This is a genomic window from Filimonas effusa (assembly GCF_004118675.1).
GTDB classification, from domain to species: domain Bacteria; phylum Bacteroidota; class Bacteroidia; order Chitinophagales; family Chitinophagaceae; genus Filimonas; species Filimonas effusa.
In genome coordinates this window covers 978,573-1,002,552 of record NZ_SDHZ01000002.1, presented here as the reverse complement: position 1 = coordinate 1,002,552, position 23,980 = coordinate 978,573, and the positions used below count along the sequence as shown (strand labels likewise).

The 23,980-nt window shown below is 46.3% G+C and carries 26 protein-coding genes; 14 read left to right on the top strand and 12 right to left on the bottom strand.

Going from position 1 to position 23,980, the window contains the following annotated elements; genetic code table 11:
- Positions 1–12: 12 nt before the first annotated feature.
- The 7 genes from ccoN (at position 13) to ESB13_RS15315 (ending at position 6,989) form a co-directional block, all read left to right on the top strand.
- Positions 13–2,154, top strand: coding sequence for a cytochrome-c oxidase, cbb3-type subunit I (gene ccoN / locus ESB13_RS15345; RefSeq protein WP_129004517.1), 2,142 nt, complete (start codon positions 13–15; stop codon positions 2,152–2,154).
- A gap of 12 nt (positions 2,155–2,166) precedes the next feature.
- Positions 2,167–2,328, top strand: coding sequence for a CcoQ/FixQ family Cbb3-type cytochrome c oxidase assembly chaperone (locus tag ESB13_RS15340; protein WP_129004516.1), 162 nt, complete (start codon positions 2,167–2,169; stop codon positions 2,326–2,328).
- Between the two features lie 13 nt (positions 2,329–2,341).
- Positions 2,342–3,526, top strand: a complete 1,185-nt coding sequence (locus ESB13_RS15335) for a cbb3-type cytochrome c oxidase N-terminal domain-containing protein (RefSeq protein WP_220399686.1) — start codon at positions 2,342–2,344, stop codon at positions 3,524–3,526.
- Positions 3,527–3,532: 6 nt separating this feature from the next.
- Positions 3,533–4,951, top strand: a complete 1,419-nt coding sequence (gene ccoG / locus ESB13_RS15330) for a cytochrome c oxidase accessory protein CcoG (protein WP_129004515.1) — start codon at positions 3,533–3,535, stop codon at positions 4,949–4,951.
- 31 nt (positions 4,952–4,982) lie between these two features.
- Positions 4,983–5,426, top strand: coding sequence for a FixH family protein (locus ESB13_RS15325; protein ID WP_129004514.1), 444 nt, complete (start codon positions 4,983–4,985; stop codon positions 5,424–5,426).
- Positions 5,426–6,145 carry a sulfite exporter TauE/SafE family protein gene (locus tag ESB13_RS15320; protein WP_129004513.1) on the top strand — a complete coding sequence of 240 codons (720 nt, stop codon included), beginning with the start codon at positions 5,426–5,428 and terminating at the stop codon, positions 6,143–6,145. The genes ESB13_RS15325 and ESB13_RS15320 overlap by 1 nt, the downstream gene beginning before the upstream one ends.
- Before the next feature lie 82 nt (positions 6,146–6,227).
- Positions 6,228–6,989: a tyrosine-protein phosphatase gene (locus ESB13_RS15315; RefSeq protein WP_129004512.1), complete on the top strand. Its 762-nt coding sequence runs from the start codon at positions 6,228–6,230 to the stop codon at positions 6,987–6,989.
- A 235-nt stretch (positions 6,990–7,224) separates the two neighbouring features.
- Here ESB13_RS15315 and ESB13_RS15310 read toward each other — a convergent pair whose 3' ends face one another.
- The 5 genes from ESB13_RS15310 to ESB13_RS15290 form a co-directional block, all read right to left on the bottom strand.
- Positions 7,225–7,620: a VanZ family protein gene (locus ESB13_RS15310; protein WP_129004511.1), complete on the bottom strand. Its 396-nt coding sequence runs from the start codon at positions 7,618–7,620 to the stop codon at positions 7,225–7,227.
- A gap of 113 nt (positions 7,621–7,733) precedes the next feature.
- A complete protein-coding gene (locus ESB13_RS15305) occupies positions 7,734–8,573 on the bottom strand; it encodes an anti-sigma factor (protein ID WP_164974227.1) in 840 nt (279 codons plus the stop codon).
- Positions 8,573–9,118: an RNA polymerase sigma factor gene (locus ESB13_RS15300; RefSeq protein WP_246022567.1), complete on the bottom strand. Its 546-nt coding sequence runs from the start codon at positions 9,116–9,118 to the stop codon at positions 8,573–8,575. The genes ESB13_RS15305 and ESB13_RS15300 overlap by 1 nt, the downstream gene beginning before the upstream one ends.
- A 43-nt stretch (positions 9,119–9,161) precedes the next feature.
- Positions 9,162–9,542: a glycine cleavage system protein GcvH gene (gene gcvH, locus ESB13_RS15295; RefSeq protein WP_129004509.1), complete on the bottom strand. Its 381-nt coding sequence runs from the start codon at positions 9,540–9,542 to the stop codon at positions 9,162–9,164.
- Between the two features lie 69 nt (positions 9,543–9,611).
- A complete protein-coding gene (locus tag ESB13_RS15290) occupies positions 9,612–9,959 on the bottom strand; it encodes a hypothetical protein (RefSeq protein WP_129004508.1) in 348 nt (115 codons plus the stop codon).
- Between the two features lie 64 nt (positions 9,960–10,023).
- On the opposite strand from ESB13_RS15290, the gene serS reads away from it, so the two are divergent.
- Positions 10,024–11,298, top strand: a complete 1,275-nt coding sequence (gene serS, locus ESB13_RS15285; protein WP_129004507.1) for a serine--tRNA ligase — start codon at positions 10,024–10,026, stop codon at positions 11,296–11,298.
- Between the two features lie 377 nt (positions 11,299–11,675).
- On the opposite strand, the gene ESB13_RS15280 is transcribed toward serS, so the two are convergent.
- From ESB13_RS15280 to ESB13_RS15260, 5 genes are all read right to left on the bottom strand, one after another.
- Positions 11,676–12,197 carry a L,D-transpeptidase family protein gene (locus tag ESB13_RS15280; RefSeq protein WP_129004506.1) on the bottom strand — a complete coding sequence of 174 codons (522 nt, stop codon included), beginning with the start codon at positions 12,195–12,197 and terminating at the stop codon, positions 11,676–11,678.
- A 176-nt stretch (positions 12,198–12,373) separates the two neighbouring features.
- Positions 12,374–13,270, bottom strand: a complete 897-nt coding sequence (locus ESB13_RS15275; RefSeq protein ID WP_129004505.1) for an outer membrane beta-barrel protein — start codon at positions 13,268–13,270, stop codon at positions 12,374–12,376.
- Positions 13,271–13,306: 36 nt separating this feature from the next.
- Positions 13,307–14,605, bottom strand: a complete 1,299-nt coding sequence (locus tag ESB13_RS15270) for a hypothetical protein (RefSeq protein ID WP_129004504.1) — start codon at positions 14,603–14,605, stop codon at positions 13,307–13,309.
- Position 14,606: 1 nt separating this feature from the next.
- Positions 14,607–15,092: an RNA polymerase sigma factor gene (locus tag ESB13_RS15265; protein WP_129004503.1), complete on the bottom strand. Its 486-nt coding sequence runs from the start codon at positions 15,090–15,092 to the stop codon at positions 14,607–14,609.
- A gap of 106 nt (positions 15,093–15,198) precedes the next feature.
- Positions 15,199–15,471, bottom strand: coding sequence for a hypothetical protein (locus ESB13_RS15260; RefSeq protein WP_129004502.1), 273 nt, complete (start codon positions 15,469–15,471; stop codon positions 15,199–15,201).
- Positions 15,472–15,708: 237 nt separating this feature from the next.
- Here ESB13_RS15260 and kbl point away from each other — a divergent pair, with 237 nt between their 5' ends.
- Genes kbl through ESB13_RS15240 form a run of 4 tightly spaced genes read left to right on the top strand, consistent with a single transcriptional unit; the run spans position 15,709 to position 19,476 of the window.
- Positions 15,709–16,896 carry a glycine C-acetyltransferase gene (gene kbl, locus ESB13_RS15255; protein WP_129004501.1) on the top strand — a complete coding sequence of 396 codons (1,188 nt, stop codon included), beginning with the start codon at positions 15,709–15,711 and terminating at the stop codon, positions 16,894–16,896.
- Between the two features lie 56 nt (positions 16,897–16,952).
- Positions 16,953–17,795 (top strand): class D beta-lactamase, encoded by an 843-nt coding sequence (locus tag ESB13_RS15250; RefSeq protein ID WP_129004500.1) that lies wholly within the window; start codon positions 16,953–16,955, stop codon positions 17,793–17,795.
- 29 nt (positions 17,796–17,824) lie between these two features.
- The gene (locus tag ESB13_RS15245) at positions 17,825–18,829 is read left to right on the top strand and encodes a VWA domain-containing protein (RefSeq protein ID WP_129004499.1); all 1,005 of its coding nucleotides are present in this window, start codon (positions 17,825–17,827) and stop codon (positions 18,827–18,829) included.
- Entirely contained in the window at positions 18,823–19,476 is a 654-nt protein-coding gene (locus ESB13_RS15240; protein ID WP_129004498.1) for a tetratricopeptide repeat protein, read from the top strand. The genes ESB13_RS15245 and ESB13_RS15240 overlap by 7 nt, the downstream gene beginning before the upstream one ends.
- A gap of 23 nt (positions 19,477–19,499) precedes the next feature.
- Here the strand turns inward: ESB13_RS15240 and ESB13_RS15235 are convergent, their stop codons facing one another.
- Together ESB13_RS15235 and ESB13_RS15230 are read right to left on the bottom strand one after the other, a co-directional pair.
- Positions 19,500–19,781 (bottom strand): hypothetical protein, encoded by a 282-nt coding sequence (locus tag ESB13_RS15235; RefSeq protein WP_129004497.1) that lies wholly within the window; start codon positions 19,779–19,781, stop codon positions 19,500–19,502.
- A gap of 131 nt (positions 19,782–19,912) precedes the next feature.
- A complete protein-coding gene (locus ESB13_RS15230; RefSeq protein WP_129004496.1) occupies positions 19,913–20,182 on the bottom strand; it encodes a hypothetical protein in 270 nt (89 codons plus the stop codon).
- Positions 20,183–20,301: 119 nt separating this feature from the next.
- Here ESB13_RS15230 and ispG point away from each other — a divergent pair, with 119 nt between their 5' ends.
- Positions 20,302–22,314: a (E)-4-hydroxy-3-methylbut-2-enyl-diphosphate synthase gene (ispG, locus tag ESB13_RS15225; RefSeq protein WP_129004495.1), complete on the top strand. Its 2,013-nt coding sequence runs from the start codon at positions 20,302–20,304 to the stop codon at positions 22,312–22,314.
- A 45-nt stretch (positions 22,315–22,359) separates the two neighbouring features.
- Positions 22,360–23,958, top strand: a complete 1,599-nt coding sequence (gene nadB / locus ESB13_RS15220) for an L-aspartate oxidase (RefSeq protein WP_129004494.1) — start codon at positions 22,360–22,362, stop codon at positions 23,956–23,958.
- The last annotated feature ends 22 nt before the right edge of the window (positions 23,959–23,980 follow it).

Here is a 23,980-nt window from a genome sequence, read left to right as displayed (position 1 = left end):
CCAATGACTACTATGCAAGTAGAACAATTCTCGTATGACAACAAGATTGTCAAATTGTTCGCGTATGCCACTGTTTTATGGGGCGTCGTGGGCATGTTGGCAGGCTTGCTTGCTGCCATCCAAATTTATTTGCCGGCAGCCAACTTTAATACGGCGATTACAACGTTTGGCCGCGTGCGACCCGTGCATACCAATGCAGTGATTTTTGCATTTGTGGGCAATGGTATTTTCATGGGAGTGTATTATTCCCTTCAACGATTGTGTAAAGCCAGGATGTTCAGTGACCTGCTGAGCAAAATTCATTTCTGGGGCTGGCAGCTGATTATTGTTGCTGCTGCAGTGACCCTGCTTGCCGGTTATACTACCGGTAAAGAATATGCAGAGCTTGAATGGCCTATTGATATCGCCATTACCTTGGTTTGGGTGGTGTTCGGTATCAATATGTTCGGCACTATCATCAAACGCCGCGAAAGCCATCTCTATGTAGCTATCTGGTTCTACATCGCTACCTGGGTTACAGTAGCAATGCTGCATATTGTGAACTCCTTCGAAATTCCTTACTCCGCATTAAGAAGCTATAGCTGGTATGCAGGTGTACAGGATGCATTGGTGCAGTGGTGGTACGGACATAATGCCGTGGCATTCTTCCTTACAACACCTTACCTGGGCCTTATGTATTATTTCCTGCCTAAGGCAGCGAACAGGCCGGTATACAGCTACCGCTTATCTATCATCCACTTCTGGGCCCTCATCTTTATATACATATGGGCAGGCCCTCACCACTTATTATACACAGCATTGCCCGATTGGGCACAAAGCCTTGGCGTTGTGTTCAGCGTAATGCTCATTGCACCCAGCTGGGGTGGTATGTTAAATGGCTTGTTCACACTTCGTGGCGCCTGGGATAAGGTGAGAGAAGAACCTGTTCTCAAATTCATGGTAGTAGCAATCACCTGTTATGGTATGGCTACTTTTGAAGGCCCCATGCTAAGTCTGAAGTCGGTAAATGCTATTTCACACTTTACCGACTGGACCATTGCACACGTACACGTTGGGGCACTGGGCTGGAACGGTTTTCTCACCTTTGGTGTATTATACTGGATCATTCCACGCATCTTCAGAACGCCGCTCTATTCCAAAAAACTGGCTAACAATCACTTCTGGATAGGTACACTTGGTATCGTGCTTTATGTGGTTCCCCTGTACTGGGCTGGTTTCGAACAGAGCATTGCCTGGAAAACCTTTACTCCCGAAGGGCAATTGAAGTACCAGTTCCTTGAAACTGTAACGAACATTCTGCCCATGTATATCATGAGGAGTGTTGGTGGCTTGTTATACCTGACCGGTGTATTCTTCATGTGTTATAACCTGTTTAAAACTATCAAAGCAGGTAACCTGTTGGAAAACGAACCTGCCGAAGCAGCGCCGCTTCCTAAAGTAATAGAAGCACATGGTAAAGAACACTGGCACCGCTGGATTGAAAAACGTCCCATCCAGATGCTGGTATTTAGCCTGATAGCTGTTGCCATAGGCGGTGCCCTGGAAATGGTTCCTACTTTCCTCATTAAAAACAACGTACCAACAATAGCGTCTGTAAAGCCATATACACCGCTTGAGCTGCAAGGTCGTGATATCTACATCCGTGAAGGCTGTTATACCTGTCACTCGCAAATGGTTCGTCCGTTCCGCGATGAGGTAGCCCGCTACCACGGCGAGTATAGCAAAGCAGGTGAATTTGTTTATGATCACCCGTTCCAGTGGGGTAGTAAACGTACAGGTCCGGATCTGGCGCGCATAGGCGGAAAGTATCCCGACAGCTGGCACTACAACCACATGATGGATCCACGGATCATGTCGCCCGGATCTATTATGCCCAGCTACCCATGGCTACTGACCAGGTCGCTCGATACAACGTCTACACCTGCCAAGATCAGGGCCATGCAAACGCTTGGTGTCCCTTATTCCGAAGGATACGACAAGGTGGCGAACGCCGATCTGTATGCACAGGCTAAAGCAATTAAAGACAACCTGAAAAAGGACAAGATCTCGGTTAAAACCAATGCCGAAATTATTGCCCTGATCGCTTACCTGCAACGCATAGGCACTGATATTAAATTAAAATCTACTGACGAAAATGCGGTTAGCCGTAATTAAAACAGTGATGCCATGAAATTTATAAACTATCTCGAAAAGATCACGGGAGTTGACATATTTGCCCTCAGTTCGTTCTTTATCTTTTTTTCCTTCTTTGTTATAATGGCGGTATGGGCATTTAAAGCAGACAAGAAGCTGATCGATCGTATTAACAGAATTCCCCTTGACAATTAAAAAACTGCTGATAATGTTAAAGAAATACAGAATCCCTGCAGTCTTGCTTTTAATGATGGCCATGCCTTTTGCGGGTATTGCTGCAGGACCTCCTGCTAAAAGCGAACTTTCAAATCCCCTTGCCATCACTTTATTGGTGGTGATCGTAGGGCTGTTGCTGGCGATAGGCGGACTGGCCTATGTAGTGATCAGTGCTGCGCAGTTTTATTATCAGCGGGTAAAAGAAGTGAAGAAGGCCCAGGGCGAAAATCCGCTTGCAAAAGTGGTAACAGTGCTGGCCTGCGTGATGATGCTGGCAACGGCAGCCAATGCACAGGAAGCTGCTGATGCGGCTGCCGCAGCTGCTGAACCGGTATCCACTACCATCAGCGGATTATCGAAGGTTTCGTTTTATGCGTTGCTTTCTGTGATAGGCCTTGAACTGCTGGTATTGTTCATCCTGCTCTATAACCTGAAGGTGCTGCTGGCCAGGGAAAAACGTTTAACAGTTGCCGAAGCCGGAGAGCAGGCTGCTGCCGCAGAGGTTCCGAAGAAAGAACGGCTTAAAAATCTCTGGATGAAGCTTAATAGCTTCAGGTCATTGCATGAAGAGTCTGATATTGAACTCGACCATAACTATGATGGTATCAGGGAGCTGGATAATAAGCTTCCACCATGGTGGCTATACCTTTTCTATGTGTGTATCATCTTCGCTGTCATTTATCTATGGCGTTACCACGTATCGCACAGCGCTCCTTTAAGTAAAGAAGAGTTTGAGCAGGAAATGGTGAAGGCTGAAGCTGAGAAGCAGGCCTACCTGGCGAAAGCAGCCAATAATGTGGACGAGAATACAGTAACATTACTTACGGATGGCGCGGCTCTCGAAAGCGGTAAAAAGATCTTTACCTCTAACTGTGCCGCTTGTCACTCTGCCGATGGCGGCGGCGGTGTAGGTCCTAATCTTACCGATAACTATTGGCTACATGGTGGTGATGTAAAGGATGTATTTAAAACAATCAAATACGGCGTACCCGAAAAAGGTATGAAGAGCTGGAAAGATGACTTTTCGCCCGTTCAGCTGGCGCAACTGGCAAGCTTTGTAAAGTCGCTGCATGGCACAAAACCTGCAACGCCTAAAGAACCCCAGGGCGAGCTTTATGATGAGAAAGGCGGGCAGCAGGCGCAGCCCAAAGACAGTACGGCGGTTTCTTTAAAATAGTGTAACATGAGTGCAGCAGATGTTTCAGGGAAAGGCAGGGAGAAGGAAGACTTCAGAGATCGTATAGCCACAGTCGACAAAAGCGGGAGGCGGAAGTGGATCTATGCGGTTCAACCTGCCGGTAAACTTTATAACTATCGTGCTGCACTCAGTTATATTTACTTTCTGGTGTTTTTTGGCCTGCCTTTTATTCATATAGATGGCAGACCCTTATTCCTCTTCAATATTCCCGATGCCCAGTTTATCCTGTTCGGGAAGGTGTTCTGGCCCCAGGACTTCTTTATATTCGGGGTAGGGATGATAACGTTCATCTTTTTCATCATCCTCTTTACAGCAGCTTTCGGCCGTTTGTTTTGCGGCTGGATATGTCCGCAAACGATTTTTATGGAGCTGTTGTTCAGAAGACTGGAATATTGGATTGTAGGTTCTGCTGCTTATCAGAAGCAGTTACAGAAACAACCCTGGCATACAAAGAAGATCCTGAAGATCGGTGGTAAACATGTTGCATTCTTCCTGTTATCGTTTCTGATAGCCAACTGTTTTCTTGCTTATATTATAGGCATCAGGGAGCTGGAGAAGATCATGACCGAGCCTGTCACAGAACACATGGGAGGTTTCTTCGCGATATTGATCTTCAGTGGTATTTTCTATGCTGTTTATGCTTTCTTCAGGGAGCAGGTTTGTACAGCAGTTTGCCCCTACGGCAGGCTGCAGGGGGTGCTCCTCGACAAGAACTCGGTAGTAGTAGCCTACGATTACAAAAGAGGCGAACCCCGCGGTAATTTCAAGAAAAATGAAAACCTCGGCGATTGTATCGACTGTTTTCAGTGCGTTACTGTTTGTCCTACCGGCATAGACATCCGCAATGGCGTTCAAATGGAGTGTGTGGGTTGTACGGCATGTATCGACGCCTGCAACAAGATCATGAACAAGATCAATAAGCCGGAAGGGCTTATCCGTTACGCTTCGGAGAACACGATCCTTAACAACGAACCGTTACGCTACACTACACGTATGAAATTGTACACCCTTTTGTGTGCATTGATGGTGGGGGTGCTTGCGGTATTACTGTATACCAGGAAAGATGTTGGCGCTACCGTTATCAGAACGCCCGGTATACTATTCCAGGAAAGAGGAAAGGATAGTATTTCCAACCTGTATACGGTAAAACTTATCAATAAAACAGTGAAGGATATACCGTTGAGCATACGGTTGAAGGATATTGAAGGCGCTGTTAATATTATTGGTAAGCCTATAGTAGCTCCCAAAGAAGGGCAAAGCACCGGAACCTTCTTTGTAGTATTGCCCCGCAAGGTGATACAGGAGCATAAAACAACAATTCACCTGTCGCTTTACGAAGGGGATAAGGAAGTGGTAACCGTAAGTTCGTCATTTGCCGGCCCGGTTGCGGCAGATGAGGATTAGATACCTTTTTTAATACATTAAAACGAAGATCATGAGCTGGGGAAACAAATTGGTACTGGTGTTCGTTGCATTCGCTGCGCTGATAGGCACACTGGTATATAAATCGATGCACACCAATTTTGAGCTGGTAACCAAGGATTACTATAAGGAAGAATTGCGCTTCCAGCAGAAGATTGATGGCGCCCGTAATGCAGCGCAGCTAAGCGCTGTAACATTAACGCAGGATAGCAGCTTTGTAACGGTTGTGATGCCTTCAGAACTGAAAGCCAGAACACTTACAGGCGAGTTATTGTTTTATTGCGGCAGCGATGCTTCAAAGGATCTGAAATTGCCTTTAAAGCTCGATACGCAGGGCAACCAGTTGGTGCAGCTGGTGAGCAAGCGATTGCTGGCACAGGGCGCCTACCAGGTTAAATTAAGCTGGCAGGCCGATGATAGTACCTACTATGTGGAGAAACCAATAAACATAAATTAATGTTCCTGGCCGTGATCATACCTGCATTCATGCTGGGCCTGGTAAGCAGCGCCCACTGCATAGGTATGTGCGGTCCTCTTGCAATGGCGTTGCCATTGCATCATTTATCAGGCCCCCGGCGGACAGCGGGTGTGCTGTTATACAACGGAGGCAGAATAACCTCTTACCTGTTGCTGGGTATTTTGTTTGGCTGGCTGGGAAGAACTGTGCTGGTGCCAGGTATCCAGCAATGGATAGCGATCATTGCCGGCATTGTGATGATCGTTATTTCTTTATTATCTGTCACCAGCGGCAAACATTACCGGCTGCCTTATATACAGCAGCTGTTCAAGCCTGTTTATCAGCTGATGAACTATTGCATGAAACAACGGCAGCTGCCGGGTATTTACCTGCTGGGTATTGCCAACGGACTGTTACCATGTGGATTGGTGTACATAGCCGCTACAGGGGCTTTCATGTGGGGAGATAGTTTTAAAGGGCTGGTATTCATGGCAATGTATGGCCTGGGTACAGTGCCGGCTATGGCCGGATTGTCGTTGCTTGGCTATGCCATCAGTATTCCCGCACGCAACCTTATCCGTAAAGTAGCTCCTTGTATTGCCTTACTGGCAGGCGCTATACTTTTATTGCGCGGTCTTAACCTTAATGTCCCTTTCATCTCCTCCTGGCCCATTCCCGGTATGCATCATGATGGCGCGGCATGCAGTCCCTTGAAATAAGGGGGCAATACAGTCGATATTCTTCCTAACTTTATTGTTACAATAAAACAAACACCCCTTAGCCCCCTTAAACGCAAATGCCATGTTGTTTAATATCTTTAAGAGCAGAAGCCAGGAACAAAATATAGATATCGTACAGGAGCAAGCATTTGCCTTCCTTGGTACCGACATACATTCACACCTGATACCTGGTATTGACGATGGGGCCAAAACGCTTGAAGACAGTATCCGGTTCATAGAACAATTACAGAAACTTGGTTTCCGCAATATTGTTACTACCCCGCATATCAAATGGGGACATTTCCAGAACACAAGAGAAACGATATCCTGGGGCTTAAATCAGCTAAATAAAGCACTGGAAGCAAAGGGGATTGATATCAGCGTTCGCGCGGCAGCCGAATATTATATTGATGATTTTTTTCTCCAATTGCTCCAGGAAGAACCTTTACTCGTGATCAGGGAGAACCAGGTGCTGGTTGAACTGTCGTTCTATGCCGAGCCATTCAGGGTATTTGATATCTTCTTTAAAATACAGACAGCAGGTTATCAGCCGGTATTGGCGCATCCCGAACGTTATGCTTATTACCACGACAGAAAGGATGTTTTCCGCAAGCTGAAAGACATGGGAGTAATGTTACAACTGAACTTGCTGGCGCAGATCGGGCATTACGGAAGACAGGTGCAGGCTGTTAGTAACTGGTTGATTGAGGAACACTTATACGATTATTGCGGCACCGATATGCACCACGAAAATCATTTGCTGCAGTTACAGAACCTGGCAGGATCCAAGCAGTTAAGAATGTTGCAGCAGTACGACTTTTTGAACGCTAAAGTGATGCCGTAACAGTTAACAAATTCTTAGGTTCAGTTAACATTTTTTTATTAAACTTAGTTGCAATTTTGTATAGTAAACAAACGGTAGTCAGAGCATAAAGTGAGAGGAGATCTTTAGAAAGTTTTAACAAGTGGTTTTTTTTCTGGCATTCTGTTTGCAAATATTATTACAAAGCAAGTAGTCAATTTTCTCATAAGCAGTTAGTTTTGGTTGCGGCCCCTGTTTCAACGGGGGCCAATCTTTTTTATACAGGGTTCTGTGATAATGACTTTCTGAACCGTATACGTAAAGTCAGGTATGCCAGTACACAGCCTGCGGTATCCGCAATAATATCTGTAATGTCGAACGATCTTCCGGTGGTCCAGTATTTCTGAACAAACTCCATTGCAACGCCATAGATAATGCCTGCTGCTACAGTCAATAGCAATAAACGGCGGTTATAGTTGAAGCTTTTATAGAGTGCTGCACCAAACAGGTAGGTAAGTATGGCAAACATGCCAATATGCACCCATTTGTCGAAATAAGGTATCTGGTTAAAGAATCCTGTTGCAGGCAGATCATTGCCGGGCAGGGTTAACAATACCACAGAAAGAATGAAGAACAAAATTGCCGGCAGAAAATTTCTGAGTAACTGTTTCACTAAGTATGCATTTGCAACAAATATAGCAGGCTGCAGAAGAACTACCTGTTATATTTATCGAAAATAAATGCGGCTGGAACCCCAGCCGGAGCTGATACACGTTAATCAGGAAATCATACTTTACCAAGAACAAACATATCGGGACCCGGAACAGGGCTGCCACCCTGGTTTTCAAGTGTAATGGCAAAAGCCTGTGCCGTTGGAATGGTTTTCATTTTACAGAGGCCTGTACATGTTGTTGCAACCATACCGGCATCAACAGGTTTGCCGTTTACGATTGCCCACAGCTGGTATTGTTTACCGGCGGGAACCTGGGGCAAATGATTTTGAAGCAGGTAAACTTCTTTGGTTTGGCTATTCCAGTAAACGGTTGCAAGATTTGATTCCTTACCCGCTACTCCCGGCATTTTTACCAGCGCCATGGCAGGATCGGCCATAAGGCTCATACTTTCATTCATCTGCTGAAAGCGGGCCTGGGTGATGTCTACAGATGCCTGCAGGCTGTTTTTTTCGGCCAGCAGGGCAACGTACTTATCGTGCGATGAACGATAATGATTATAGAGGTAGAAATTAATTGCAGCGCTCACTACAAGCAGGATGATGGCAGCAGCAGCCATTGCTTTCCAGATGGAAGCTTTGACTACAGGTTTGGAAGAACCTGTCTTAATGCTTGTAAGAGAAGACTGCCTTGGAGCAAAGTCTTCGTCTGGCGGCGCGCTGGCTGTAAAATCCTGCTGCAAAGCCGACAGCAGGTTATTCCTAATGTCATTACCCGGGGTAATGGCATTGGCGATGGCGTTTCTTTCAAAAGCAGCTTCTGCTGCAAGGATAGCTTTTTGAACGGCCGGGTGCTCACTGGCCAGCCGGAGTAATTCTTCAGTTTCCTCGTGGCTGGCAAGCCCGAGGACATAACTTTCGATAATACCGCTCTGTATGTATGCCTGTATATCCACTACGATTTAACTAATTGTTTTAATTGGATCAAAGCTGCCCTTAACCTTGTTTTTACAGTTCCCAGCGGAATACCAAGCATTTTAGAGATCTCTTCCTGTGTAAAACCCTGGAAATAGGATAACTCGACGAGCTCTTTATAGTCCGGTTTCAACTGATGAACTAATTTACGAAGTCCTATTCGTTCTATAGGAATTTGGGTTGAGCTTTCGCCCGATTGATATACGGAGTCCGTTAATTCCCGGTTTTGTTGCTGGTACCGGTAGCCTTTACTTCGTACCATATCAATAGAAGCGTTTCGGGCAATATTGGTCATCCAGGTAAATAAACGGCCACGGCTTTCGTCGTAGGTGTCTATTTGCCGCCAGATTTTTACAAAAACCTCCTGGAGAATGTCGTTAGCGAGTTCCCGGTCGGGAATAACAGATAAGATAACGGTGTTTAATGCACCTGCATAGTTATCGTACAGGTATTCAAAAGCGGATTGGTGACGCCGCTTTAACAGCATCACCAATTCGTTTTCTTCAAGCTTCGTGAATTCCGCCATAGGGGCTAAAATAGTTGGTGTACGGAGTTGGGCTGTTTTACTGTTAGCCTACCAGTTTGCCGTAATCTTCAGCAGAAAGCAATCCGTCGAGATCGGCGATATTATTAACGGTGAGCTTCACCATCCAGCCTTCGCCGTAAGGATCGCTGTTTACGAGTTCGGGCTGTTTTTCCAGGATGGGATTCACTTCTTCGATGGTAGCAGCTATGGGTAAGAACAGATCACTTACAGTTTTTACTGCTTCTACGGTTCCAAATACTTCTTCAGCCCCTAAGCTTTTACCAACAGAGGTAATGTCAACATACACAATGTCGCCCAACTCGCCCTGCGCAAAGTCGGTGATACCAACGAGTGCAGTATTACCGTCTACCAGCTTCACCCATTCATGGTCTTTTGTGTATTTCAGATCTCCAGGAAAATTCATGGTTTATATATTTAGTGTTGCAAATATTGGTTAAAAAAATAAAAGCAACAAGTAACGGCCACCAACCGGCTAAAAGCCGGATTGTTCGAAATAGAATAAAATATAGTCTTTCAGGAAGTTTTCCTGCTCGGGAAGAGACAGGTCGGGTAATGCTTTGAGCTGGCGGAAATGAGGCCAGCCGTCTTCATCTTTGCCCTCGGGAGCATAAAAATCGCCTGCACTTAGTATGGTACAAACGGCAACATGCATGAGGTCCTGCTTCTGTTCCTTTGTAATTTTTTTCGAGATAAAGTTGGTTTCCTGGATGCCTATAAGAAATAAGATAGCGTCCATGTCCGGCTTTTTGCCGAAGCGTTCCACCAGTTTGGCTTCCAGGTTCCACCAGCGTTGCTGTAAATCATCAGATGTCATTGCCATTACACAAAGTTAGCTGTTCCTATTATTCACGCACTCAGTTATCTTTGCCTCAAACTGAACGATTATGTTACAAGTGACCGTATTACGCGAAAGCAGGGAGGAAGTAAAGCAAAAGCTTGCAGTGAAGTACTTCAAACAACCCGAGCTGGTGGATTCGATCATTGCATTGGATGACGAAAGGAAAAGAATTCAAGCCGAATTTGATCAAATAAAGGCCAAAGTGAACGCGGCCTCCAAGGATATTGGAAAACTGATGGGCCAGGGTAAAAAAGAAGAAGCTGAAGCCCTGAAGTCGGAAGTAGCCCAGTTAAATCCCCAGCTGAAGCCACTGGAAGAGAAAATGACGGCAGTGGAAAAAGAGCTGCACGACACACTCGTACAGCTGCCGAATCTGCCTGCCGATATCGTTCCTCCGGGAAAAACACCCGAAGAAAATGTGGTGGTACGTGAAGGTGGCGCTATGCCATCGCTTCCCGAAGGCGCATTGGCGCACTGGGACCTGGCAAAAAAATACAATCTCATCGATTTTGAACTCGGTAATAAAATAACAGGCAGCGGCTTTCCTGTATATATAGGCAAAGGCGCAAAACTACAGCGTTCTCTTATCCAGTTCTTCCTCGATACCAATACCGATGCCGGTTATGTGGAACATATCCCGCCTTTCGTGGTAAATGAAGATTCTGCCTATGGTACCGGCCAGCTGCCCGACAAAGAAGGACAGATGTACTTCGTGAATGAAGACAACCTGTACCTGATCCCTACTTCTGAGGTGCCATTGACCAATATCTACCGCGATGTGATCCTGAAAGAGGAAGAGCTTCCGGTAAAAATGACGGCGTATTCCCCCTGTTTCCGTCGGGAAGCAGGTAGTTATGGTAAAGACGTTCGTGGTCTTAACCGTCTTCACCAATTCGAGAAGGTAGAAATTGTTCAGGTGGTAGCCCGTGAAAAAAGCTATGAGGCGCTTGATCAGATGGTAGCACATGTAGAGGCTTTACTCAACAAGCTGGAGTTGCCTTATCGTATCCTCCGCCTCTGTGGTGGCGATATGAGCTTTACCAGTGCGCTTACCTACGATTTTGAAGTATACAGCGCCGCGCAGCAGCGCTGGCTGGAAGTGAGCAGCGTAAGTAATTTCGAAACCTACCAGGCTAACAGGCTCAAATGCCGTTACAAAGACAGTAATGGCAAAATGCAGCTTGCACATACCCTTAACGGCAGTTCCCTGGCATTACCCAGGATCATGGCCTGCCTGCTCGAAAATCATCAGCAGGCCGATGGCGCTATCCGCATTCCCCAGGCGCTCCAGCCTTATTTCCGCTCTGAAACGATCGGATAAGGCTATCTTGAAAGCTGTGGACCAGGATAATTTTAATACGGCTGACCAAAAGCTGAAGTGCCCCTTAAAAGTGTAAACTTTACAGGGACACTTAAAGCAATGGTCAGCCTCTTTTTTTAAAAGGGGCAGGCCGCTTTTTTTTAGCAATTTTATTCTTTGGCGCGTAATGCTAAATAAATTAGACAAAGCATCCTTAAAGCTTCTCAAAAGCTTCCTAAGAGCATCCTTAATACCAGTTAAAAAGGCTGCTGAAATTCCTGTTTGCTAAAAAAACATCCGGGCGGGATCTTACGAAAAAGATTCATCACGAATATGTGATCCACACTTTGCGGGGAATTCCTTTAATGGATCTGTTGCTGTAAACAGCGCTTCATTTTCTATTTCCTTATAGTCACCTGCGTTCCTACTTCAATGATCTTGTACAGTTGTTCAACATGAATGTTCTTCATGCTGATACAACCTTCAGTCCAGTTCTGAAAATGGTCGACAGTAAAATCCTGATTGGGCCAGGTGCCGTGAATGCCAATGCCGCCGCCCAGGCGGGCGTTAGCGGGAATGCTTCCCTGGCGTTTCCGTTCGTTAAAAACGGCAATATCATTTGGTGTGGGGTAGTTAAGTAACATCATCCGGTCCCATTTGGAATGGGGGCGTTTGCTGGCAATGGTAAAGCTGCCTTCGGGGGTACGTTTGTCGCCCTGGTAACGTTTGTCGCTCTGATCGCTGCTGCCGAAAACGACAGGATAGGTTACAAGCCATCCTTCCTTATCGTACACACTTAGTTCGTAGTCGCTTTTGTCGATAACGATGTAATAACCACCCGCCAGGTAGTTGCGGTGAAAGAAAGAAGTACAGGCAAAGAAAAGAAGGAGCAGAAAGGCGAGTCTGTGCCAATTTTTCATATTTAATACGGTAGTTTGAGGTTAGAACGTAAAAAATACTTCCCGGATTATGTTGTGATTGGCATTTATAATAAAAAACGTGCCGGAGACCCGGCACGACTCAGTTACTATATGTACATGAGAAAAAAAGTAATTTCTAAAGCCCGTATGGTAACACAGGGCTTAAAGCACCGGAATTAGAAGGTGCTAAACCTCACACCTACTGCATAAGGATATTGTTCGAGGCCTGTTTCGGCTTTCTTTTGCAGGCTGTTGAGGCTATAGCTGCCGTACAGCCGTACAGGGCCAAGGCCAATTTCACCTATTGCCGCAAGACGCCAGGGCTCCATTTCAAGATTTCCCTTTGTCTTTTGTTTGCCACGGTTGGCGCTGATTTGTTTGTTCCTGCTGCCAACAAGATAACCTGCGCTTACACCTGCACTGAAAGTGATGCCACGGCGGGAGCTTCCCGAAGGGGTGAAGTTCAGCAACAGGGGAACGGTGATATAACCAGCGTATAATTTGTTCTTTGTAAATGAAACAGAGTCCATGAACGCATAGGGCTGTGGCGTATTACGGAAACTGATGTCCGAATCGAACCTGTAGTTATACATCTCCAGTCCCAGGCCGTATTTCAGGTTCACCACCTTTTTAATCATATGCCATTTCTGCATGAACAGCCAGATATTTACGTTCGATGATTTTGCATTACGCAGGTTGAAGCTGCTTTTGTTCACCGGGTTATCGGATTTGCCGGTGTAAGGGATATTCCTGATATAGCCATCGGGGGAACGCTGCCCGGTAAAGGCAGGGCCGTTATAATCTGTCTTATCCCGCCAGTTGGCAAATCCCAGGTCAAAAATGAACCAGTTGGTGGAGATATTACTATTGCGGTTGCTGTAGCGCTTTTTCACGTCGAACTTTACCTGTGTAGACCTGTCGGCCCCGCCTTCCGGGTTGGTCTTCTTTTTCTTGATAATGATAAAGTTGCCTGCCTTAACAGTATCGGTTGTGGATTGCCTGCTGCTGTCTTCCTGACTATAGGCGGCTGCTCCGGCGCATAGCGCCAGGGTTAGTAGAATTAGTTTGTTCATAATGAGTGCTGATTTTTCTAAAGGTTTTGTTCTGTATTACCGGCCTTGTTTTCCGAAGAGGCGGCCGGCACGTTTGAATATTCCCGCTAGTTTATTTTTATTTAATTCCAGGTTTCCTATATAAAGAGGTTCATTTTCTTCTGTTACGTCGAGTTCGGTATAAACAGCTGGTTTCACTGTTGCGCCAGTAGCTGTTGTGTTATGTGGCATCGCGGCCAGTGTGCCTGCAGCTGTTGTGTTATGCGGTGTTGCCGCCAATGTGCCTGCCGACCGTTCGGGCAGTTCTGTATTATCTGTGGCGTCATGGTTTCCCGGTGTAACTGAGCGGGGTGATGTTGATTTAGCGATCAGGTTACCTGCTGCAGCTGCTGGTTGTCCGCCTGTTGCTGCCGGCGTTACAATGAGCGAAGCTTCCTGCCCCGGTTTGATGTTGGCCTGTACAGCTGCGCGGGAAGGCTGTGATACAGCGTTGCCTGTATTAGCTATCGCTGCTGTTACTGTTGGTGTGCCGGCAGGCTGTGGCTTGTTTCTGTCGTTTCCTGCAATGCCGGCTATAAGGGGAGCGGCCGGGGTTGCGGCAGAAGCCGGCTTCTGCCCGGTGGCAGTTGCGGCAGACTTGTGTACCCCGGCAACGGTGGGAGCAGTGGGCTGTTGTACTTGAGTACGGCCTTGTTCGCGCTCTTTCCGGTCCGAAGCAGTTGCTTCAGGTTGCGCCGCCGCTGGCTGGGAGGCTTCAGACGCATTTTTACTGCCCTGTAACCCTGGCCCTGGCGCCGGAGCAAATGGCGTGGCGATGTCAGACGGTTTATTGAACGCCTGACCAGGTTGCGCTACATCTGCATTACTGTTATGGAATAACCACCATCCGGTTATTGCTACGGCTGCCATCACTGCCGCAGCAGTAAGCGTACGTCTTACAAAGGGCGAGATGGGAATAATACGCCTTCTTTGGTACCGGTAAAGATCTTCTTTGTGTTCAAAGACGATATTTTCATGAGGCAGAACAGCCTGTTGCAATTGCTGCAACTGGTGTTGCAATGCCGGAGAAAGTTGCAGTTCTTTTTCCAGGTTTGTTTTTTCTGCCGTGTTCAGTTCGTTATCGATATATAACAGGAGGTCAGTTTCCTTACCGGCCTGGCGGTAAAGCATTGCTTTATCGGGGAAAACGGAAGGAGTATCTTCTGTCAATAATGTGTTTTGCAGGTCTGCGAGCTCTATGGCAAGGTCGGGGTGCTGTTGAATAAAGCTTTCCACTTCCGCGCGCTGAGCCGCATCCAGCTCGTTATCGATATACAGCAGGAAATACATTTCATAATTATCTCTGTTCAACATCATATCACAACACATTTTCAGGACTTACCAGATAATTTTTCAATGCCAGGCGGGCGCGATGTAAATACACTTTTACCTGACTTTCATTGAGGCCGGTGATCTTTCCGATCTCTTCATAGGTATAGCCTTCATAGTCTTTCAGCATTACCAGGCTGCGTTGCATTTCATTGAGCCGGCTGATGGCTTCATGTAATGTTTGCTTTGCCCGGTGAGCGGGTTGATGAAGAGAGCGGGTATCGGTTGTAAAAGAATCCTGCAATGATACGCGTTTTGTTTTCCGCAGGTGGTCGATCATTTGGTTATAGGCCACTGTAAACAGGAAGGATTTCGCTTTTTCTGTTTCAACTGTTTCCCGGGTGCGCCACATTTTTTCAAATGCGGTTTGCACAATATCGCGGGCGTCTTCCGAATGCCTGATATTCTTAACGATAAACCTGTAGACATTGTCTGCATACAGGTTCACACATTCGTTATACTCTAGTTCAGTCATAAACAGCGATACTTGCTCCTGGTTTAATGAGGCTTTGCATGTAATACGAAGCAAAGAAATAAAGGTTACACCATTGGAGAAAAAAAATCCCCCGGAAGGCGGGGGACTATTGTTGAGCGGATATTATAAGTCGTGTTGCCGATTCCCAGATCATATGCCCAACGGCTGCCGGTCTGTCGACCTGGGGAGCTGTTTGCTGTGTCGCGGGCTTGTAAGCCCCTACTGCAGGCAAACTGCTTTGCACATAATAACCAACACCGCCGATAACAGCGGCACAGGCCGATAAGATAAGTACAGGGGAGGACTTAAAGGTTTTTCCCTGTTTGTTTGATGAGGCCCTGCTCTCTAAGGTTACAATTGATTGATGATGTGGTTTCATAAATCTGAACTGTTTCAGGTAATACGAATATACTCGTCATAAAGTTACTCGTCAAGGTGAAAAAAATCTTTTAGCGTCTTTTTACAAATCATTAACGCTGTAAAGTGCTTATTCACTGGGCTTTACCCGTGTTTTCACGGGTAGGGTACCCCTGTTTTGTCCTAAGTTTTTATTCTGCTTATGCTTGTTAGTTAAGGGAGGCTTCCCCTACCTTTGCGCTTGCCTTAAATAATGCATATGAACGAAAAATTTATAAAACGTATAGGACAGGAACTGCTGGAAATAGAGCAGGCCGGACTTTTTAAGAAAGAAAGGGTGATCACCAGCGAGCAGGGACCTGAAATTGTTGTTAATGGTAAAACGGTACTTAACTTTTGCGCCAACAACTACCTGGGGCTTTCTTCGCATCCGGCGGTAATAGAAGCTGCTCATAAAGCCATTGATACGCATGGTTATGGAATGAGCAGTGTCCGGTTTATCTGCGGCACGCAGGATATTCATAAAGAGCTGGAGCAGAAAATTGCTACGTTCCTGGGTACGGAAGATACTATTTTATATGCAGCTGCCTTTGACGCCAACGGTGGTGTTTTTGAACCACTTTTCAATGAGCAGGATGCCATCATCAGCGATGAACTGAACCATGCGTCTATTATAGATGGCGTTCGCCTTTGTAAAGCGCAGCGTTTCCGTTACAAGCATAACAATATGGAAGACCTGGAGGAGAAGCTGAAGGAAACCAGCCAGCTTCGCAGCAGGATCATTGTAACCGACGGTTCTTTCAGCATGGATGGCACCATTGCCCAGCTTGACAAGATCTGTGATCTTGCCGATAAATATGATGCTATTGTGATGATCGATGAATGTCATTCTTCCGGCTTCCTTGGTAAAACCGGTCGCGGTACGCATGAATACAGGAATGTAATGGGGCGTATCGATATTATTACCGGCACACTTGGCAAAGCGCTTGGCGGCGCTTCAGGTGGTTTTACCAGCGGTAAAAAGGAGATCATTGAAATGTTACGTCAGCGTTCAAGGCCTTACCTGTTCTCCAATACAGTAGCGCCAAGTATCGTGGGGGCTTCTATTGCGGTGCTCGACATGTTGTCAAAAGCTACTACCCTGCGTGACAAGCTGGAATATAATACCAAATATTTCCGTGAAAAGATGACGGCTGCCGGTTTCGATATTAAACCCGGCGACCACCCGATTGTACCTATTATGTTATACGATGCAGTAGTGGCGCAGAACTTTGCGGCCCAGCTGCTCGAGGAGGGGGTTTATGTCATTGGCTTCTTTTTCCCTGTGGTGCCTAAAGACAAGGCGCGTATACGTGTTCAGCTTAGCGCTGCACATGAGCAGGCGCATCTCGACAAAGCCATCGCGGCGTTTACCAAAGTTGGTAAAGCGCTGGGTGTATTGAAATAGCCAGCCGGAAAATAGATGGTAGTACCACTACCATCTATTTTCTTACTTTTGGCTCCATGAAACAGCTTCTTCAATTGTCCTGGCTTATAGTTCTGGGATATCTTTTTTCCTGTACTCCCAATAACGTTACAGTAGATAATAGTATAGGCGCCTATTTCGACAGTGCCAAGGTTACAGGAAGCTTTGGATTGTACGATAACGGGCAGAACAATTTCCTGGTATATAACCTGCCGCGATTCAAAGACTCGGCCTACCTGCCGGCTTCTACCTTCAAAATAGTAAACTCCCTGATTGGCCTGGAAACAGGGGCCATTTCCGGAAAGGATATGGTAATACCCTGGGATGGCAAAGTGCATATTTTCCCCGGTGGCGATACCGCGAAAGACTGGAATAAAGACCTGACCATGGAGGAAGCCTTTAAAGTGTCGGCCCTGCCTTATTACCAGGAGGTTGCCCGCCGCATAGGAAAAGATACCATGCAGTTATGGCTCGACAGTCTTGGCTATGGCCGCCGTTATGGCCGTCCCGTGATCCAGCATGTAGATTCGTTCTGGATCGATAATTCGGTGAAGGTGACGGCTGACGAACAAATGGGACTTGTGAAAAAACTGTATTTCAACCAGTTACCTTTCCATAAAAAGAGTACCCAGGATGTTGTGAAAGAGGTGATGATCCGTGAGAAGAATGCTAATTATACACTTGCCTATAAAACCGGGCTGGGTTTTCGTGAAAATGGCAGATCGCTGGGATGGATCGTTGGATGGATAGAAGAAAATAAACATCCTTATTTTTTCGTACTGAATGTAGAAGGCGATCATGATGCGCCAATGATAGAAATACGTAAAAAGCTACTCATGTCAATCCTTACAAATAGGGGGTTCATGCAAGGGAAAAAATAGGTTAATTTCGTCACACTTACTTTACCAGCATGCATTTTTCAGTTGAACGAACGGATTATTTACTTGGGCTTACAGTTATCATTCCACTGGTGATATTGTTTCTGCTGGTGCTGCGCTGGAAGAAAGGGGTAAAGAAGAAACTGGGAGATGCGCATCTTATCGATCTGCTGACGCAGAATTATTCACCGAGGCAATATGTACTGAAATTTGTTGTGGTAATACTGGCCATAGGCGTTGGTGTGCTGGCGTTTGCGAATGTGCGGGTACCGTCGTCCGAAGATGATAAGGAAAAGAAGGCTGGTATCGATGTTATGATAGCGCTTGACGTGAGTAAGAGTATGCTTAGCGAAGATGTAAAGCCTTCACGCCTGGAGAAAGCGCGGCAGTTCACCAATTTGCTTATCAATAAGTTAGGCGACAACCGGGTAGGCCTGGTGCTTTTTGCGGGCAAGGCTTACCTGCAGATGCCATTGACATCGGACCCGGAAGCGGCGAAATTATTTGTTTCAAATGCAAACCCCAATGCGGTGCCTGTTCAGGGAACCGTTATTGGCGACGCGCTTGAGTTATGTGATAACTCATTGGATACCAAGCAAAAGAAATACAAGGCCGTGGTACTCATCTCCGATGGGGAGGACCATGATCCCAAAGCTCATGAAATTTTACGCCAGTTGAACGAACATGGCGTGATTTTGCATACAATAGGTGTAGGTACTACCGAAGGGGCTCCTATTAAAGAGCCTGGCACTTTCGATTACAAACGTGACGAAAATGGCCATATGGTGGTAACGAAGCTGAATGAAAAGGAATTAAGCGACCTGGCGGCCAAGAGTGGTGGTACTTACCACAACCTGGAGAATGCTGCCAATACCGCATTGGATGTTGCCGGCAGTTTGAGCACCATGGAAAAAAAGGCGTTTTTATCGGGGACGGGCGGATCGGGATATGCTTCGATCTTTCCTTACCTGCTGGCTTTTGTAGTGCTGTTGCTGATTGCTGAATTGTTCATCCCTGAAGTAAAAAAAAGATGGTAAAGACAATAAAACAACTGACAGGCGTGTTGCTTTTATGCTCCGCCATTTCGCTGCCATCGTATGCGCAGTCGGGAGACGCTTCTGTAAAGAAAGGAAACGATCTGTACAGGAAGGGGGATTATGCCAATGCTGAATTGTATTATCGCAAGGCGTTGTTGAAGGAACCGGGAAATGTTGCTGCCAAGTTCAATCTTGGCAATGCCATGGAGAAGCAAAAGAAAGGGGAAGATGCCGCAGCGATGTTCAATGACGTGGGTGGCGGTAAATCTGTTGATACGGCAACAAAGGCCAAGGCCTATTATAATAAGGGGCTGGCGCTTGCCAAAGACAACAAACTGCAGATGGCGATAGATGCTTTCAAGCAGGCTTTACGTTTGGCGCCGGACGATGAGCAGGCAAGAGAAAACCTGCAGAAGGCGATGAATGAGCTAAGGCAACAACAGCAGCAAAAGCAGGATCAGAAGCAAAACCAGCAGCCTCAACCGCAGAAGCAGCAGCCGAAGCCCCAGCAGGAGAAAACCAATTCGAAGCTGAACCAAAGCCAGGCGGAAGAAATGCTGGGACAGCTGCGGGATAATGAAAAGCAATTGCAGCGACAGATCCAGAAAGGACGATCCACTCCTAATCAGAATAAAAAAGATTGGTAAAAAGAAAAGCCGGCATTGCCGGCTTAATTTTTTTCAGGAGCTGAAGCTTCTGTGATCACTTCTACAACGGCACCTGCCTCTGTAGTAACAACCGAGCCCGGTTCCACTACTGCCAGTGCGTGTAATTTTCCTTCCTCTTCTGTTGGGCCAGTTGTATAAAGCAAATGGTACACATGCTTGTTGCCCGGAGCCATTTTAAGATCGGCTGAAAGAACGGTAATGTTTTTATTGTCTGAAAGCCATTGGTTTACAGCTGATTCCAGGCTGTTTAAGTCTTCCGCGGATATTATCTTGAGCCTTTTCATAGTAATGTATTTAAAAAAGAAAGCCCGGGTAGAAACCCAGGCAATATTTTCAACCCTAAACCCTTAAAAAACATCTATATCATTTCAATAACCTTGCCAGAAAATTTTAGTAAAGATTCATTATGTTTTCTTTAACGAAATAGTTTGTTGCTGGCAGCTGCTGCGGGAGCCAGTATTTGCTGTTGTTGTTTTTGAGAATGCCGGTATTCTACGTAATAATAGATGGATAGAATGAGAAAAACCTTTGCGAGCAGCACTACTCCCAGGAAAATATAGCGCCAGTATTTGCGCACTCTTATATGGGAATGCGTGCTTACATAAGGTAAATCGTCTACCGCCTTACGGGATTGTTGCTTTTGATAAGGAGGATTTCCGCCTGACTGGTAGGCTAGTCTTTTCATAAAACAAAGTTATGAGGAACCGGTTGGTGAAACCGGGATCATTGTGCGGAAAAGTTTACACTTAAAATTAGGAAAAACCCGTGTTCTTTAATGTTTATTTTTGTCGCAGAATAAAAGCTATGCATTTATATTGTAACTCACTAACTTCTTACAGCCGGCTGAAAACGCGCGAGGTGAATGTAGGGGGACTTCTTTTGGGGAATTTTCATCCTGTACGTGTGCAAACCATGACAACCACCGACACGATGGATACGATTGGTACAGTGGAACAAACCATCCGTTGCATAGAAGCAGGGGCAGAACTGGTACGTATTACGGCTCCAAGCAAAAAGGAGGCTGAAAATCTGCAGGTTATTAAAGATGAGTTGCACAAAAGGGGATATAGTGTGCCATTGGTGGCCGATATTCATTTTACTCCCAATGCTGCCGAAGTGGCAGCGCGCATTGTGGAAAAGGTGCGTGTTAACCCGGGGAACTATGTCGACAAAAAGAGATTTGAGCTGATAGAATATACGGACGCAGACTATGTGGAGGAGATAGAGCGCATCAGAACCCGGTTCACGCCGTTGGTAAAGATCTGTAAGGAATATGGTACTGCGATGCGTATTGGCACCAATCACGGCAGTTTAAGCGACCGGATCATGAGCCGTTACGGCGATACGCCTATGGGGATGGTGGAAAGCGCTATGGAGTTTCTGCGTATTGCCAGGGACGAAGCCTACCATAACATTGTGTTGAGTATGAAGTCGAGCAACCCGCAGGTGATGGTTCAGGCTTACAGGTTGCTGGTGCAGCAAATGGACCAGGAATTTGGTGAGATATATCCGCTTCATCTTGGTGTAACAGAAGCCGGCGATGGTGAAGATGGCCGTATAAAATCGGCTATTGGCATTGGTACCCTGCTTGAAGATGGTATAGGCGATACTATCCGGGTTAGTTTAACCGAAGATCCTGAGTTTGAGATCCCGGTTTGTAAAGATCTTGTAAGCCGTTATCATGGCAGAGAGCGTAAGCCATTTGGCATCGGCAGTTTAAAGGCAACGCCGCCTGCCATTACCAGTTTGCCTTATTCTCCTTTTCAGTACAAGCGCAGAGTTACGAATGCGGTGTCGAATATAGGCGCGCAGCAGGTCCCGGTTGTTGTGGCGGATTTTATGCAAAAGCAGGCGATCAAGCCTGAAGACCTGCAGGCAATAGGTTACACGTACGATGCACCTACGGATAAATGGAATATCAGCGATGGCGCTGCAGATTATATTTATACTGCTGATCATCGCATTGATTTTGGTTTGCCGGGCACTATCAAGGTGATCTGCAATCCGGATGTATGGCAGCAAATGGATGCCGATAACTGTTTCCCGCTTTTCCAGGGCATTGAATATCTTGACGCCAAAAAACGTTCTCCGCATATTAACTTCATAGGTATCGATACGCATGCGATAGATAAAGTGGTAAGGCAGAACATTTTTGATGCGGCGGCGGCAGACCCTACAGCTGTTTTCTGCTTTTTCTCTTCCAGCAAACATGTAATGGCCGATGTGCGTTGCGCCATGGTGTACCTGATGGAACACCAGATAAAAACACCGGTTATTCTTTGTGCTGAAAGTAAAGGCGCTACTGCTGATGAGCAGTTGATCCAATTCTCTACCGATACGGGCGCTTTACTGCTCGATGGTATGGGGGATGGTATATGGCTGATGAACGATCCTGCAAAAATGCACAATACAAAGGTGAGCGGGAGGAACTATATTGCTATCGACAATAACCATCGTTTCCTCAACTCTACTTCTTTTTCCATACTACAGGCTACGCGTACGCGTATCTCCAAGACCGAATATATTTCATGCCCATCGTGTGGCAGAACCTTGTTTGATTTGCAGGAGACGACTGCAAAGATCCGGGCGGTAACCAACCACCTTAAGGGGGTTAAGATCGCTATTATGGGATGTATTGTAAATGGTCCGGGTGAGATGGCTGACGCCGATTTTGGTTATGTTGGCAGCGGGCCGGGTAAGATAACGCTTTATAAAGGCAAGGATGTGGTGAAACGTAATGTTGACAGCGACGTAGCAGTAGGTGAATTGATAGATCTGCTGAAAGAAAACGGCGCCTGGGTAGAAACAACATCATGATATAACTGTTAACTTGCATCCCCATTCACTATTTGTTCTATTACCATGATGCAGACAGATTTTCTCGTGATCGGTTCAGGTATAGCAGGACTTACGTATGCTATTAAAGTCGCCAGACAATATCCTACCAAGAAAGTAATTGTTATTACAAAAACGCAGGCCGACGAAACGAATACGAAGTATGCGCAGGGCGGGGTAGCAGGCGTGTGGGATGCAGCGAGGGATAGTTTTGAAAAACATATTGAAGATACCCTTATAGCAGGCGACGGGCTTTGCAACCCACGTGCGGTAGAGATTGTTGTAAAGGAGGGTCCTGAGCGTATCAAAGAGCTGATAGAATACGGTGCGCGTTTCGATAAAGATGCCAAGGGTAATTATGCCCTGGGTATGGAAGGCGGGCATAGTGAGCACCGGATCCTGCATCATAAAGATGTTACGGGGAAAGAAATGGAGCGGGCGTTGCTTGAAACGCTCATGACCACGCCCAATATAGAGCTGGTAAATCACTGTTTTGTAGTAGATCTTATCACGCAGCATCATATGGGTTATCTTGTCACCAAATCGACGCAGGATATCACCTGTTATGGTGTATATGTGCTGAACCTGCGTACCAATCAGATAGAAAAGATTGCCGCGAATGCCACGTTGCTGGCGTCCGGTGGTTGCGGCCAGGTTTACCGTACCACTACCAATCCGCGTATTGCCACGGGTGATGGTATTGCTATGGTATACAGGGCCAAGGGGCGTATCGAGAACATGGAATTCATCCAGTTTCATCCTACCGCGTTATATGAGCCAGGTGTATCGCCCTCTTTTCTTATCACGGAGGCGGTAAGGGGTGATGGCGGTATTTTACGCAATAAAGAAGGCGAAGCCTTTATGCCGCGTTACGATGAGCGTAAAGATCTGGCTCCCCGCGATATTGTTGCCAGGGCTATAGACAGTGAAATGAAAAGAACGGGTACGGAGCATGTGTGGCTCGACTGCCGGCATATGGATAAGGAGAAGTTCATTCATCATTTTCCCAATATTTATGAGAAATGCCTAAGCCTGGGGATTGACCCTATGCAGCATTTTATTCCTGTTGCTCCTGCTGCGCATTACAGCTGTGGTGGTATTAAAACAGATGAGTGGGCGTGTACATCGATACAGCACCTGTATGCCTGCGGAGAATGTGCCAGTACCGGTTTGCACGGTGCGAACCGTCTTGCCAGCAATAGTTTGCTGGAGGCGATGGTATTTGCGCACAGGGCCTTTTTACATACCGTAGCACACTATAACGAGAACGCTCCTGTTGTGCCTATCCCGGACTGGAATGCTTCGGGTACTACCGATCCGAAGGAAATGATCCTTATTACGCAAAGTTTGAAGGAGTTACAGCAATTAATGAGCGATTATGTTGGTATTGTACGTAACGATGTGCGTTTACAAAGGGCAATGAAGCGGCTTGACCTGCTTTATGAGGAAACAGAGCAGTTGTATGAAACAACGAAGGTTTCGCCCCAGTTATGTGAGCTTCGTAATCTTATCACCGTAGGTTACCTGGTAGTAAAGGGCGCCCAGTTCCGGAAGGAAAGCCGTGGGTTGCATTTCAACACCGACCATCCGGCTAAAAGTGCATTGCTTCAGAATATTACCCTTTAAATGGGAGATAGCTGTTAATTTT